Source organism: Aminobacter sp. SR38 (assembly GCF_014843375.1).
GTDB classification, from domain to species: Bacteria; Pseudomonadota; Alphaproteobacteria; order Rhizobiales; family Rhizobiaceae; genus Aminobacter; species Aminobacter ciceronei.
In genome coordinates this window covers 81,885-95,386 of record NZ_CP062117.1, presented here as the reverse complement: position 1 = coordinate 95,386, position 13,502 = coordinate 81,885, and the positions used below count along the sequence as shown (strand labels likewise).

The following is a 13,502-nucleotide window of genomic DNA, read 5'->3' as shown; positions in this document are numbered from 1 at the left end:
AGACGCAAATGCTGACTGAAATCTCTACAACTGATGCTCCCGGTGCCGTTGGCCCATTCTCGCAGGCAATCAGGGTTGGAAATCTCCTGTTTGTCTCGGGTCAGCTTCCAATCGATCCTTCGACCGGTGAATTCAAATCCGATGACCCAGTTGTTCAGGCAGAGCAGTGCCTTCGCAATATCGAAGCGATTGCAAAGGCCGCCGGAACGGATCTGGCAGCGACAGTAAAGACGACAGTTCTCCTTACCGACATAGGACAATTCGCAGACGTGAATCGTGTCTATTCCACCTTCTTCAGGAAGCCGTATCCCGCTAGAGCATGCTATGAAGTCGCAGCCCTGCCGAAGGGTGCTAAGGTTGAGATCGAAGCAGTCCTTGCTCTGCCGTAAGGCACTAGCCAAGATTTGCCAAATCACGATCGGCAACGTTCCAATTCACGCTTGTGTCACCTGTATAATAAGTTGACGCAAGCGATGCGCAATCCGGTTTGAAGCTTCCCCTGTATCTGTCCTGCGTCGCGTGCCTTCTGGCCTGCCAGACTTTCACTGTTCCATCGGAATAGTACGACCGGGATTCATGATTCCGTTGGGATCGATCAGTTCTCGAATGGACTGCATCAGTTTGATTTCGGATCCGTTTCGGCTGTACCGGAGCCACGGCAGCTTGTCGGACCCGATCCCATGTTCTGCAGAAACCGAGCCCCCCAGCTCTCGAACGGCTCCATAGACGGCAATCTCGATCTCTTGATCGAGGTCAGATTCAGCGCTGCTCACGGACAAGTGCAGTTTCCATCTCCCAAATGACCGAACCACAAGGTTTCGCGCTTTGGCCCGAGTACGCTGCTGATCGTTCTCAGCAACGTCTCCGTCTCGCTCACGCCAATGCTGATATCGAAACCGTGAAGTGTTGGAAAGTAACGGAAGAGTTCCGTATTGGCCTCGCGCAGAGCCCAGAAGTCGTTCGCTTGAGATTCGGATTGGGCGACCACCCTATCAAGAATCACTCCTCGCTCTGCCATTGCCTTCAGACCGGCAAGAAGTGCGTTGGACAGCGCAGTCCCCTCCCATCCGCGGGTTTTACCAGAAGGACGAGTTGGTCGTTGACCGGGATCTTTTGCAAGGGATCAAGACCTGTCACTTGCTTAGCGAATCTCCAATAGTCTGGCCACATCCCCTCGATAGCGGCGAGACCTTTCTTGCGCTCCAAAGATCGGAACACTTGGCGCGCAGCAGCAACATCTTGAACCAACAGCAAGGCGACAGCTCTTGCCGGTTCCAATTCGACCAGGCGGAGAACCGCTCGGGTAATGATGCCGAGCATCGAGCGCTTCTACAATCCGAAGCGACGCCATTCGACACTGGGCTATCTCAGCCCGATGGAATTTGAAAACAAGGTCGGATTAGCTTAACTCGGTGTCCGAAAACCCGGCAGTAGGCCAAAACGCCGATGCCGAGGGCCGACGTTTACGACCAGCCTCTCTTGCTTGCTTGATCCATTTCCTCAAAAGGTTGGCATTGATACCGTGGTCCAGTGCAATCCGCGAAACCGACGCAGCCGGCTCGAGGCTCGCCGCAACAAGGCGTGCCTCCGACGCTGCGTCATGCCGCTGTCCGCCGTTTCGCAAAATCCGCCGGATAACCAGCCGACCTTCATCACTCTCAATCACTTGGTGTCCATCTCCGTTAGGTGGACACTTCATGCAGCACGGCACTCAAGGACAAAAGGTGCACGGAAATTCGCGCTTATGATCAATTCCTGTATGAGCTAGGAAACACCATGTCCTGATCGACCACGACGTTGAACTTGTATCCGGGCCGGATCTCCAGCGTGGGCTGAACATTGAGGTTCCGGCTGATCGTCTGCTCGGCGACGCGCCCGAAGCTTTCCGCAAAATTCCGCCTTGCGGCATCCGAGGCCGTCTCTTGTGTCGCCAGGGTCGAGCTTTCAGGCATCGAGGCATCGATGCCTGTCCCGATCAGCGCGATTAGCACCGCCGAACCGAAAGTTCGGAAGTAATGGTTGTTCACCTTGTCATGGAAGCCGCCATATCCCTCGGCATCCGTGCCGGCCATGCCGCCGATTTGCAGTGTTGAGCCGTTCGGGAAGATCAGGTCAGTCCAGACAACCAGAACGCGGCTTTGCCCGAACGAAACCTTGCTGTCATATCGGCCGAACAGTTTGGCGCCTTGCGGGATCAGCAGCCGGTGGCCGGTGGCGCTGTCATAGACGTTCTGGCTGACCTGCGCCGTGATGCGGCCCGGAAGGTCCGAATTGACGCCCGTGATCAGCGTCGCCGGGATCACCGAACCGCGCTTCAGCTCAAAGAGCGATTGTTGCGGCACGACGCGATTGGGCAGATAGCCGAGCTCCTTGAGATCGCTGTTGAAGAAATCCTCTTTCGAGCGTTGGCCATTCTGATCGGCGTCCTGGCCGGTCAGGCCGTTCTGGAGTGCTGTGGCATAAAGGTCGGGCAAGGCGGCGCTGGTGTTCGACGCCACTGTGCTCTTGTCGGCCGATGCCTGATCGCTTGATTTCGCATTCGTCTGCAGCTTGCCGCGGTCGATCGCGATCGGGGCGTCATAGGCGGCATCGCTCGCCTGCAGCCGTGCCATACGCTGCCGTTGTCGCTCGCGTAGATATTGCTCCTGTTGCTCACGCTGCAGACGCGCCCGCCAGACCGCCTGCGGTTCGAGTTCCTGCGTCTTTGGTGTCTCTTCCTTGCTCGCCGGTTGCGCCACAAAGGGATTGGCGGATTTGTCATCGCTTTTCTCGACCGGCGTCGGCTGGAACGTCATCTGCTGTTCGGGATCGCCAATGATGCCGTCTGTGACACCGCGCTTTATCTGATCGGCGAAGGTCGAGGCGGGCGTTCCGCTGCTGGTCTCCAGGCCCGCATCCTTGTTGAAGAACAGTCCGCGCGTGGAAAGCCCGTAGAAGATGATGCCGAGGAAGGCGGTCACCAGCACGATCACGATGACGATCGGCAGACGATTGATCCGGCGCATGCCCGTTTGCGCCTGCTCGTTGGCGGCGGCGCCAAGTTTGAGGGACTGTACCATGGTATCCTCCCCTCAACCGCGTTTCAGGAGCGAAAGCGCGCTTGCCGGCGCAGCACCGTTGGCCGTTATCGCATAGGCGCGTCCGAGTTCGACCGTATCGGTCGAGAGCCGGGCGAGCACCTGTCCCTCGAAGGGCACGACCACATAGGCGAGCGGAATGACGTTTGTGCCTTGATCCGTCTTCTGGTCGGTGACGACGGCATAGCCCCAGCCTTTCAGCGCCGCTTCCAGCGCCTGTCCGAAGGGCGAGCCATCGGGTTTCAGTACAATCGTCGCCTTGCCCGGTCCGATCTGTTCGGCGAGCTGGCTCACCATGTCGCCGGCGATCGCACTTGCCGCCGGACCGGAGATGTACGGCCGCGCGTCGCTCTCCAAAAGCCCGCCGACCCCCGACGACTGGCATCCGGAAAGGAGGAGGACGAGGGTGCAAGCCGAGGCTAAGCTGCGGAGGAGGCGGGGAAGGAGGATGCGCATCACCGCCCTCCTCGTCTGATCGTGACCTTCTGCTGTCTCCAGCCGACACCCGAGACGAGCACAGCGCGGTCGACATTGTAGTCGACGATCATCATGTCGTTCTTCATCCGGTAATTGACGATCCGGTTCTGCCCACCGGAAACGACGAACAGAACCGGCGCATCCTCGCCAGAGATCCTGCGCGGAAACTGGATGTAGGTCTTCTCGCCGTCGCTATAGACGCGCGTCGGCCGCCAGCCGGCGCTGCCCGAGACGGAATAGGCAAAACTCAGCCGCTCCGGGGGGATGCCGGCGCCAGGAATGGTGCTCGCCTCCAGTCTCGCATTGATGTCTGCGAGTTTGGCCGACACGTCCTCGGGATATTCGAAGCCTACGCGTGCCATATATTGGGTCGGATGGGATTTGAGCTGGATATGGTAGGTGCGCCGAGAGGTCGTCACCACCATGGAGGTGACAAGGCCTGGCTCTGACGGCTTGACGATCAGATGGATCGCCTGGCCGCCGGCAGCCCCCGATGTCGCAGGTTCGACCTTCCAGCGCACCGTGTCGCCGACGAGCACGTCTCGCACTACCTCTCCCGGCTGCAGCTCGATATCGCAGACCTGCAAGGGTGAGCAGACGACCGAGGGCTGGACCTCGCCATAGAGAAAGACGACCTTGCCGTCATCGCCCCTCGTCACCAGGCCGCGGTGTCCCCGCCACTTGCCGGAAATGTCGATCCCCTTCGCTTCGTTGGCGGAGACGTCAGCGGCAAGCGCAACCGGGGATATGGCGGCGGCGAGGATCAGGCCGCTTGCCAGCGCAAGCATCGGTCCGGCGCGGCGGATGGTCGTTGTCATATTCATGTGGGCCGGCCTTTCAAAGCTGTGCTGTCCAGTCGAAGTCGCGGAGATAGAGACCGATCGGGTTGAGACGAATGACCGCCTCGTCCTGGGGCGGGGTGAGCGTCACCGTGGCGATGCCGCGAAAGCGGCGCTGGGCTGTTTCCTTGCCCTTGCGGTCGCGTTCGAACTCGGTCCAGTCGATCTGATAGGACTGGTTCGAGAGCGCCACCACATTGTTGACCTCGATGGCGACCGTTGCGCTCTTCGCCTTTTCGAAGGGCGAGTTCGATCGGAACCAGGCATTGATCTTCTCGGTCGCCGGATCGGAGGTTCGAAGCAGCGCATAGGTCCGGTCGATATAGCGCTTCTGGACGACGGCGTCGGGGGTCACGGACCGGAAGTTCGACGCGAAGCCGGCCAGGGTGGCGCGTACCACGCGCGGGTCGGCATACTCGATCTGTTGCGGCAAACCGGCGGTGACCGCCGAGCCGAGCTTGTCGACCTCGACGATATAGGGGACGAGCTTGACCTCGGTGCTCTGATAAAGCGCATAGGAAAAGCCGATCACTGCCATGACCATGCCGGTGATGCCGACGATGCGCCATGAAGACGCCGCCTTCACATAGGAGCCGTAGCGCTCGTTCCATTCGTTGCGGGCGGCAAGATAGGGGTTATCGGGCGGAATGCGGTGAGACATGCGGGCGTCGGCTTTCGATCAGGTGTTTTCATGGAGGGGCGGCGGCGATGTCACCGGCTTGCCGGGTTTCTTCGCATTATCGAGCTTGGCGTTGGCAAGACCGAGCAATGAGCCGGCGTAAGCGCCGGGTGACGCGATCGTCTTTTCCTTCGCCGCCGATCCGACGGCGCCAGCTGCCCCGCCGAGACCGGCTTCCATTCCCTTCAGCGCCGCACCCGCAAGCGAGGCTCCACCGGCCCTTGCCGCACCCGCTGCCTGGTAACCCCGGTTTGCGGCGCCGACGGTGAGGAAGGCAGCACCCGCGGCAAACGAGGCCGCCTGCCCGCCGTGGCGGATCGCCTCCATGCCGCCGGAGACCGACGCGCCCTGTACCACGCCCTGGATGATCGGCGGCACGTACATGGCGATGACGAACACCACCACGGAAATCCCGGCGATCGCGAGCGTCGTGATGAACTGGTCGGAGGTCGCGGTCGGGGCTTCGGCCAGGCCCAGCAGGATGTCGGAACCGATCTTGGCGATCATCACCAGCGCCATCAGCTTCATGCCGACGCTGAAAGCATAGACGAGATAGCGGATCGCGAAATCCTTCGTGTATGAGGAACCGCCAAGCCCGAGCATGATCATGCCGGCAAGCAGGCCGATATACATCTCCACCATGACGGCGACGAAGATCGCGGCAACCAGCGAGAAGGAGACGACCACCACGATCATGGCGAAGACGGCGGCGATCGCCAGCGCATTGTCCTCGAAGACACCGAACTTCGCCTGCTCCGACATTTTCGAGGCGACGCGAATGCCAGCGTCGAAGATATTGGCAGGTGAGGCCGACCCGCCGCCGGCGCCGATCTGGTAGAGGCTGTCGACGATCGCCCTGCCGAGTGCCGGACCCTGATCGAGAACGAAGGCGAAAAGCCCGATGAAGAGGATGCGGCGGACGAGTTCCGCGAACCAGGCGTCGAGCGAGGCGGCATTGATGGCAAGCCAGACAGCGGCAATCCCGACCTCGATGCCGGCGAGAATCCAGAACAGCGATCTCGCCGCGTTCATGATGGTCGTTTCCCACCCCTTGGCCGCCGCGGAAACCTGGTTCTCAAGGGTGGTGAGGACCGCACCCTGCTGCGCAAGGGCCGGCGCGCTCGCCAGCAGCACAAGGCCGATGGCGACGAAGACGAGTTCGAGTTTGCGGCAGGGGCGGACGATCACCATCGGGGTTTCATTTCCTGTCCGCCGCGCACGTCGCGCTTCGGGTCGCCGCTGAAGAATTTTTCCCGATATTGTCGCCGCTCGGCGTCGGAGACGGGATGCGTGGCCGATGCGCTGGCGCCGGCACCGACGCCAGAGTGGGCGACGGCCTGAGGCTGGATCAGTATCCAGCTCAATCCGGCGCCAAGCACAATGGCCGCGAAGGCAAGGGCGATGATCAGACGCGGGCTCACCAGCGCGGCTCCATCGTCTGGCCGCCGCGCATGTCGATCTCGGGCGCGTTGAAGAACTGTTCGCGCCGCGCCTGGGCCAAGTCCTTTTGCGCCTGTTCCGACTGATACCAGGTCCCCATCATGGTCATCTGTTGCGAGACGAGGCCGCGCAGCTTCTGCATCTGCGCCACCTGTTGAGTGGCGATCTCGTGGCCCACCTGGAGCGCCTTCATCTGGCCGTCGGCGCTTTCGGACATCGTGCGCAGCGACGACATCGTGCTCTCTTCGCTGGAAAATTGCTCGGCCGTGAGATTGGCGGCCTTCAGCGTGCCGGCGATCGTGTCCCGGTTGGTGTCGGACCAGGACTGATAGGTCGTCGAAAAATTCGCCTGGTCGGGCAGGCTGCTCTTCATCTCGGCATAGCTCTGGAACCGCTGCTTGAGCGTATCGTCGATATTGCCCATCGAGAACGCGATGCCCTGCCCCTGCCCGACGATGCTCTGAAGCCGGTTGAGATCGCTTTCGACCTGACCCCAGACATGGGCCGGCAGCTGCGCCGTGTTCTGCAGCATGTTCTCGTAGATCCTCAACTGGTTCTGGATCTGCTCGGCCAGCTGATTGATCTGGGTGATCTGGTTGTTCACCTGCTCGGCCGATTTGCCGACCAGCGAGATCAGCTCGGCATTGTTGGCGAGCTGGGTGAACTCCGTCGCCTCGCCGGTGACGCCACCCGCCCGGACTGGGACGGGGATCGAAACTGACGCGACCGCCGCAATGGCCAAAGCGGCAACGGCGGTGCGCCGATCAGGCGCTGTGAAGATATGTTTGCGCATGGGCAATCCCCCTTTGCTGCAGCCAGTGAAGAGGCCAGTCGGCCCCGTGTTCGAGGCGAAGCGCATCGCGATCCGCTTGATCAGCGCGGTTGCGCGGAATTCGGCGAGATAGGCACGGCACCAGGGAAGACTGCCGAGAAAGGCGTCGGTCGCATTGAGCGTCTCGATCCGGGCGCCGAACCCTTCCGCCTGGATCAGGCGGCGGACGGCCTCGCACTTTTCCTGCAGACGCGTCTGTTCGTCGTCGAAGAGGACGATGACGGGCGTGTAGTAGCCATAGGCGGTGAGTTGAGAGGCCGCTTCCGCGATCGCGTCCTCCGTTTCGGCCACCATCAGCATGGCGTCCTGGTCGAGCGAGCGGCTTTGCGTCTGAAAGAGCTGATCGAAGAAGGGCCGAACCTTCTGCTGCCACTTCTGGCGGGTGCGCTCCAGCCGGGCGCGCGCTTCTTGTTCGTCCAGGAAGACGAAGCGGGACGACCAGCGATAGGTGAGAGGCATTAGATCGAGGGCGTTGAGGATCCCCGGCCAGCTTTCCGCCGGCAGGCCGTCGATCGCCACGACGCCGAGAAACCGGTTCTCGACGGTCGGCGTCAGCCCGTGCTGCAACTCGGCCGTCACCAGCCAGTCGAGATACATCGGAATGTCGGGCAGGCGGACGGGATGGTTTTCGCCGGTTACACAGAAACGGATGAACTGGAAGAGGTCGTCGTAACGCGCGGTCCGCAAACCGCCGCGCTCCTCGACCTCCTGCGTGAGCATGCGGCGGATGGAAATGACATTGGCGAGATACTGTTCGACCTCGCGGATCGAGCTCGAAAACGCGTCGAGCGCTCCGTCAGCATAGGTGGTGGAGCGGCTGGCGGCATCCGAATAGACGTAGCGGGTCAGTCCGGAGCGTCGCGGTTCGGGTGGCCGCCAGGTCAGGATCAGCGCATGCCGGCTTTCGAAATGCCCCTTCTCTCGTTCGAAATGCGCCCGCCGCTCCGCGTCGATCGCGCGCGTCACCGCATCGGGGAAATGGCAATCCTCCTCGGCCGGATAATCGGTCGTCGGCACGCGCACCGCCTCCACCTGGATCATCCAGCCGGAGCCGAGACGGGCAAGGATCGCGTTGATCTGGCGGCTGACCTCGTTTCGCTCGGCCTCCGTCGAGCTTTCGCTGTCCGGTCCCGCGAAATACCAGCCCGCCATTAGGCTGCCGTCCTTCAAGAGCATGACGCCATTGTCGACGAGCCCGGCATAGGGAACGAGGTCGGAAAACGAGGGTCCGGACGGACGGAAAGGCTTCAAAGCTACCATGGTCGCGGCCTCAATAGCGCCGCCACGGCGTCGACGTGGCGCGGTAGCAGGACCTGTAGGATATGTGCTGGAGATAGACCCGGCGCATCAGCGGATCGGCTTTCGCCATGATGCGAAGTCCGCCGATCGCCACGAGCCACAGCGCCATCCCGAAGATCGCCGCATACCAGGTGAGCACGACGAAGATCAGGATCACGGCCGCAAGACCCGAGAGCAGCACGAGTTCACGATCGGCGCCCATCAGGAGATTGGGGCGCGACAGGGCGCGGTGGATGCGCGAGCGGACGAGGTTGGAGCCGGTCTCAGCCATGAGCCCCCTCCCCTTCCCGGCCGAGGACGGCGGTCTGCGTGGTTGGGGTTTCCGACGTCACCGGCTCGAGGCTTCCGATCGAAGCGCCGGTCGCTCCGAATAGGGCGACGATCTGGGTGGCCCCAAGCAGCACGCCGCCGACGAGCGCGATGTAGCAAAGGCGCCGCGCAAAATCGTTGAGTTCGCCGCCGAAGATCAGCATGCCGCCGGCGATCGCGACGGCGGCCAGCGCAATGAAGCCCGCGACCGGGCCGGTGATCGATTGCTGGATCTGCTGGAGCGGACCTTCCCAAGGCAGTCCGCCGCCGCCCGATGAGGCAAGCGCGGGCGAAACCAGCATCAGCGACAACAGGAAAACGGTAAAGCATGTGGTCAATGCATGATGACGCTTAGGCGGCATGGATATCCTCATCGATCTGGGCGTAATGTTCAGTCTGATAGGTCGTGCCCCGGAACCCCTCAACATGGATGACGTCGCGGACGCGTCGGCTTCGTCCGCTCCGCTCGATCGAGACAACGACATCGACCGCCTCGCCGATCACCTCGCGCATCGGCTGCTGGCTCACCTCGGCCGTGAGCTGCTCCAGACGCCGCAGAGCTGACATCGCCGTATTGGAGTGAACGGTGGTGACGCCGCCGGGATGGCCGGTGTTCCAGGCCTTGAGCAACGTCAGCGCCGCCCCGTCGCGCACTTCGCCGACGATGATCCGGTCGGGTCTGAGCCGCATCGTGCTTTTGAGGAGCCGCGCCATATCGACACTGTCGCTGGTGTGCAGCAGGACCGCATTCTCGGCTTTGCATTGGATTTCGGCGGTGTCCTCGAGAATCACCATGCGATCGTCAGGCGCGGTTTTGACGATCTCAGCGATGACGGCGTTGGCAAGCGTCGTCTTGCCGGAGCCTGTTCCGCCGGAGATCACGATGTTCAAGCGCGATGCGATTGCGTTTCTGAGCACCGAGGCCTGCGCCTCGGTCATGATCTCGCTCTTCACATAGTCGTCGAGCGGGATCAGCCGTGACGCGCGGCGGCGGATCGTGAACATTGGTGCGGAAACCACAGGCGGCAACAGGCCTTCGAAACGATGGCCGCCGATCGGCAACTCGCCGGAGATGATCGGCTGCTCGTGATCGGCCTCCGACTGCAGCGCATGCGCCACGCTGCCGATGACCACCTCGGCGGCCGCGGGCGTCATCTCGCCGGCCGGCGCGACACCGTGGCCGAGCCGTTCGATGAACAGGCGCCCATCCGGGTTCAGCATGATCTCGACGACGGTCGCGTCGTCGAGGGCCACGCAAAGCTGGTCGCCAAGCGCGTCCTGGAGTTTGCGGACAAGCCGGGAATGAGAACGAAGCTGGGTCATGCCGCGCTCCTGGCCGAGGCGGCACCGATTCCGGAGAAGGAGGATCGGTAACCGGCCGGTCGGACGCGCTCGAAGCTTGCGTAGTCGGCCCGCAGGCTGCCTGCGACCGCCATCGTGTTGCCGATCGCCACAGGTTTGCCCAGTCGCGTCATCGGCCAGCCGGCGCGTTTCAGGATGCGCTCGAAGCGAAGGTCGGTCGCGGTGACGATCTCGCTGTAGCCGTTTACCATCGACCACTCGATGATGCCGGCAAACATGGTTAGCGTCGCAAGGTGAAGGTGCCCTTCCCTCCCCGCCTCAAGCGAGGTGTCGACGCAAAAGCGCGAGCTTTCGATCATCCCGGCACGGGCCTTCAAATCTCCCTCCTCCAGCAACTGGGGAAACGTGTCCTGCAGCATGGTGGGGCCGGTTGCGGGAAGGAGACGTGCCGAGCCGCAGACCGTGCCGGATTTGGTGGCGAGGATATAGGTGGGCCTAAGATCGTCGTACTCGTCCCGTTCACCGTGGCCGGTGGTCGTCACCTCCCAGCCGAGGCGCGATCCGAAGACATTTGCCCGAAGGCAATGCATCTCTTTGAGCAGGCCGGAATACTGCCCGTGGAGGTCCGGCGTAACGGCAATCAAGCGCATGATCCCCTCCGTGAGAATCGATTTGCGCCGATAGAAATCACCACGGTTCGGCTGTGGCTATGTGCAGATCTGCATATCGGTGATTCTGCCGAATCGCGGTTTAGTGACGCTGATGAGGCCCTCGCACATGTGGATGAGACATGCAGATCTGCAGATCGAGAAAATTGGTGCTAACCCCTGTGGTTTAGCTAACCTACGGGAATCGTTACGTGAATCGCTGTTTCAAACGGGTAAGAGCCAAATGTGTTAAGGTTTCGTTAACCTTAAACTGCTGGACGCGCGGCTGGAATCATGCGCTATCTTTGACGGCAAAAGGGCATTAGATCGGCCTTTGCCCGTCAGAAAGGTCCAGTAGCAACAATGTCGAACTTAGCGAGAGCACAAATCGGCGAGGATCCCGCCGACAAAATCATTCGTCACGCGAGAACTCTCTCGTCCGAGTTGCAGGCCCGGCGCGAACAAATGTATCCGCCAAACGCCCAGAAGCAGCTCCGCTACTTCCTGACAAATGAAGTTTCCAAGCTCACGAACATCCCGGAATCGACTCTGAGAACGATGTCAATCGAGGGCAAGGGTCCAGTCCCGGCGCGGCTTGAAAACAATCACCGAGCATACACCTTGGAGCAGATCAACGAGTTGCGCGAGATATTCGCGCATTCTCGTCCGTCCGACGCCCGCCGCTTCTTGCCCCGCAGGCGCACTGGTGAACATTTGCAGGTGCTGGCGGTTGCAAACTTCAAAGGCGGTAGCGCGAAGACGACAACCAGCGCCCACTTGGCGCACTATCTCGCGCTACACGGGTTCAGGGTCCTCGCCATCGACCTGGATCCTCAAGCATCACTGTCCGCGATGTTTGGGGCCCAGCCGGAGATGGACGTCGATGACAATGAGACGATCTATGGAGCGCTGCGCTACGACGAGCATCGGCGCGCAATGCGTGACATCATTCGGCCGACATATTTTGCGGGAATTGATCTGATTCCGGGCAACATCGAGGTGATGGAGTATGAGCATGAGACCCCTCGGGCTCTCGCTGACCGTCGTATCGGCACTGGTGAAATCTTCTTTGAACGGCTCCGGCTTGCCATCGAGGAAGTGGAGAGCGACTACGACGTAGTGGTACTGGATACCCCCCCTTCCCTCGGGTTCCTCACCCTCGGCGCCATTTATGCCGCGACAGGGCTCATCGTGACCGTCCACCCCGCCATGCTCGACGTCATGTCGATGAGCCAGTTCCTGTTGATGATGGGTGACCTGATTGGCGTCATTCGCGACGCCGGTGCGAAAATGCAGCAGGACTTCCTTCGCTATCTCATCACTCGTCATGATCCTAACGACCAGTCACAGGTGCATGTCGTCGGTATGATGCGCAGCTTGTTTGGAGACGATGTTTTGACACCAACCGCTGTGGAGAGCAGTGCTGTCGAGACCGCGGGATTGGCCAAACGGACACTCTATGAACTGGAGCCAGGGAACATTGGCGCGAACACGGTCAAGCGCGCAAGAGAATCGATCGACTCCGTCAATCAGCGAATTGTCGATTTGATTGAACGAAGCTGGGGCAGGCCATGAGCAAGCAACCCGGACGGAAATCAATTCTCGCAAACTTCGCCTCCTACACTCCACAGCAGAGGGAGTTAGAGCAAGAAAATGCTCCGAGTGAGCCGACAACGTCGAGTTCGCGTGTTGCTGGGGTGATAGGTGCGACACAGCGCACGCTCGCAGAATTGCGGGAGGAGAGGGAAGAGTTGAAGGCCCAGCTCGAGGCGAGCGGCGAGCTGGAACTCGATCCGGAATTGGTCGACCCTTCCCCATTCCCTGACCGGCTGATTGACGACGATGAAGAGGCGTTCGAAGCCTTCAAGTTGCTTATCGCTTCAGAGGGACAAATGATGCCTATTTTGGTGCGGCGGCATCCTGCGGACCCGGCTCGATATCAGGTGAGTTATGGACACCGACGACTGCGCGCCGCACGCGAGCTTGGATTGAAGGTCAAGGCCAAGGTTGGAAGTCTTGATGATCGGCAGCTTGTCATCGCGCAAGGCATGGAGAATTCGGCGCGCCAGGATCTCACCTGGGCAGAGAAAGCATTGTTCGCGGCTGGGATGGAAACGGCAGGCGTCAAAGCTCGCGATATCCGTGCGGCTTTGGCCGTTGATGACCCTGAACTGGCAAGGTTCAGAACGGTTTGCCGGATAGTACCGGAAGATGTGATGAGAGCGATCGGCCGGGCGCCGAAGGCGGGACGGACACGATGGACTGCATTGGCAAAGGCCTGCTCTGACGACGACGCTGTCGACCGAGTGCGCAAAACCTTGGCAGATGCCAAGGGTTCTAAATCCGATGACCGATTTGTGCTGGCATTAAACGCAGCTGCCGCGAAAACGCGGAAAAAGTTGGAAACTGTGAACGTTGTGGATGCGAGCGGCAGTAAACTCGGGACCGCGAATTTCACGTCATCCGAAGTGCGGATAACGGTGGATCCCACTCATGCGCCGGGATTCGCTGAGTTTGTTCGGAGTGAATTACCCGCTCTTGTAGAGCGCTACAAAGCGAGTCGAGATTCATAAAATCTTGGCAGCTGCCAAGGTTCGTGCA

The 13,502-nt window shown here is 60.9% G+C and carries 16 protein-coding genes and 2 pseudogenes; 4 read left to right on the top strand and 14 right to left on the bottom strand.

The genetic code is table 11. The annotated features are described in order from the left end of the window. Window positions 1-8 precede the first annotated feature (8 nt). Window positions 9-389: a RidA family protein gene (locus tag IG197_RS32700; protein ID WP_192321225.1), complete on the top strand. Its 381-nt coding sequence runs from the start codon at window positions 9-11 to the stop codon at window positions 387-389. Between the two features lie 153 nt (window positions 390-542). On the opposite strand, the pseudogene IG197_RS36440 reads toward IG197_RS32700, so the two are convergent. Further along, window positions 543-1,018 (bottom strand): annotated as a pseudogene (locus IG197_RS36440) (FAD-linked oxidase C-terminal domain-containing protein). Between the two features lie 5 nt (window positions 1,019-1,023). After that, the gene (locus IG197_RS32685) at window positions 1,024-1,320 is read right to left on the bottom strand and encodes a hypothetical protein (RefSeq protein WP_192321219.1); all 297 of its coding nucleotides are present in this window, start codon (window positions 1,318-1,320) and stop codon (window positions 1,024-1,026) included. Between IG197_RS32685 and IG197_RS37005 the strand changes: the two are divergent. Next, window positions 1,319-1,408 (top strand): annotated as a pseudogene (locus IG197_RS37005) (IS3 family transposase); the annotation flags it as partial. The gene IG197_RS32685 and the pseudogene IG197_RS37005 overlap by 2 nt on opposite strands. On the opposite strand, the gene IG197_RS32680 reads toward IG197_RS37005, so the two are convergent. From IG197_RS32680 to traI, 12 genes are read right to left on the bottom strand one after another with little or no spacing between them, the layout of a single operon-like run. Beyond that, the gene (locus IG197_RS32680) at window positions 1,400-1,699 is read right to left on the bottom strand and encodes a transposase (RefSeq protein WP_246765511.1); all 300 of its coding nucleotides are present in this window, start codon (window positions 1,697-1,699) and stop codon (window positions 1,400-1,402) included. The pseudogene IG197_RS37005 and the gene IG197_RS32680 sit on opposite strands and share 9 nt — an antisense overlap. Window positions 1,700-1,748: 49 nt before the next feature. Continuing rightward, window positions 1,749-3,059, bottom strand: a complete 1,311-nt coding sequence (gene trbI, locus IG197_RS32675) for an IncP-type conjugal transfer protein TrbI (protein ID WP_192321215.1) — start codon at window positions 3,057-3,059, stop codon at window positions 1,749-1,751. Between the two features lie 12 nt (window positions 3,060-3,071). After that, window positions 3,072-3,533: a conjugal transfer protein TrbH gene (trbH, locus tag IG197_RS32670; RefSeq protein WP_192321213.1), complete on the bottom strand. Its 462-nt coding sequence runs from the start codon at window positions 3,531-3,533 to the stop codon at window positions 3,072-3,074. Then, a complete protein-coding gene (gene trbG / locus IG197_RS32665; protein ID WP_192321290.1) occupies window positions 3,533-4,372 on the bottom strand; it encodes a P-type conjugative transfer protein TrbG in 840 nt (279 codons plus the stop codon). Before trbG ends, trbH begins: the two co-directional genes overlap by 1 nt. A 19-nt stretch (window positions 4,373-4,391) precedes the next feature. Next, window positions 4,392-5,054, bottom strand: a complete 663-nt coding sequence (locus IG197_RS32660; RefSeq protein WP_192321211.1) for a conjugal transfer protein TrbF — start codon at window positions 5,052-5,054, stop codon at window positions 4,392-4,394. Between the two features lie 18 nt (window positions 5,055-5,072). Continuing rightward, window positions 5,073-6,263 carry a P-type conjugative transfer protein TrbL gene (trbL, locus tag IG197_RS32655; RefSeq protein WP_192321209.1) on the bottom strand — a complete coding sequence of 397 codons (1,191 nt, stop codon included), beginning with the start codon at window positions 6,261-6,263 and terminating at the stop codon, window positions 5,073-5,075. Next, window positions 6,257-6,493 carry an entry exclusion protein TrbK gene (gene trbK, locus IG197_RS32650; protein WP_192321207.1) on the bottom strand — a complete coding sequence of 79 codons (237 nt, stop codon included), beginning with the start codon at window positions 6,491-6,493 and terminating at the stop codon, window positions 6,257-6,259. The genes trbL and trbK overlap by 7 nt, the downstream gene beginning before the upstream one ends. Next, window positions 6,490-8,604: a P-type conjugative transfer protein TrbJ gene (trbJ, locus tag IG197_RS36435; RefSeq protein ID WP_246765510.1), complete on the bottom strand. Its 2,115-nt coding sequence runs from the start codon at window positions 8,602-8,604 to the stop codon at window positions 6,490-6,492. The genes trbK and trbJ overlap by 4 nt, the downstream gene beginning before the upstream one ends. Before the next feature lie 10 nt (window positions 8,605-8,614). After that, the gene (locus IG197_RS32635) at window positions 8,615-8,914 is read right to left on the bottom strand and encodes a conjugal transfer protein TrbD (protein WP_192321205.1); all 300 of its coding nucleotides are present in this window, start codon (window positions 8,912-8,914) and stop codon (window positions 8,615-8,617) included. Then, window positions 8,907-9,314, bottom strand: a complete 408-nt coding sequence (gene trbC, locus IG197_RS32630) for a conjugal transfer pilin TrbC (protein ID WP_192321203.1) — start codon at window positions 9,312-9,314, stop codon at window positions 8,907-8,909. The genes IG197_RS32635 and trbC overlap by 8 nt, the downstream gene beginning before the upstream one ends. Beyond that, on the bottom strand, window positions 9,304-10,275 hold the full coding sequence (trbB, locus tag IG197_RS32625) for a P-type conjugative transfer ATPase TrbB (protein WP_192321201.1): 972 nt from the start codon (window positions 10,273-10,275) through the stop codon (window positions 9,304-9,306). The genes trbC and trbB overlap by 11 nt, the downstream gene beginning before the upstream one ends. After that, on the bottom strand, window positions 10,272-10,904 hold the full coding sequence (gene traI / locus IG197_RS32620) for an acyl-homoserine-lactone synthase TraI (RefSeq protein ID WP_192321199.1): 633 nt from the start codon (window positions 10,902-10,904) through the stop codon (window positions 10,272-10,274). The genes trbB and traI overlap by 4 nt, the downstream gene beginning before the upstream one ends. Window positions 10,905-11,264: 360 nt before the next feature. On the opposite strand from traI, the gene repA reads away from it, so the two are divergent. Both repA and repB read left to right on the top strand, forming a co-directional pair. Further along, entirely contained in the window at window positions 11,265-12,476 is a 1,212-nt protein-coding gene (repA, locus tag IG197_RS32615) for a plasmid partitioning protein RepA (protein WP_192321198.1), read from the top strand. After that, window positions 12,473-13,474 carry a plasmid partitioning protein RepB gene (gene repB / locus IG197_RS32610; RefSeq protein ID WP_192321196.1) on the top strand — a complete coding sequence of 334 codons (1,002 nt, stop codon included), beginning with the start codon at window positions 12,473-12,475 and terminating at the stop codon, window positions 13,472-13,474. Before repA ends, repB begins: the two co-directional genes overlap by 4 nt. Window positions 13,475-13,502: the final 28 nt, after the last annotated feature.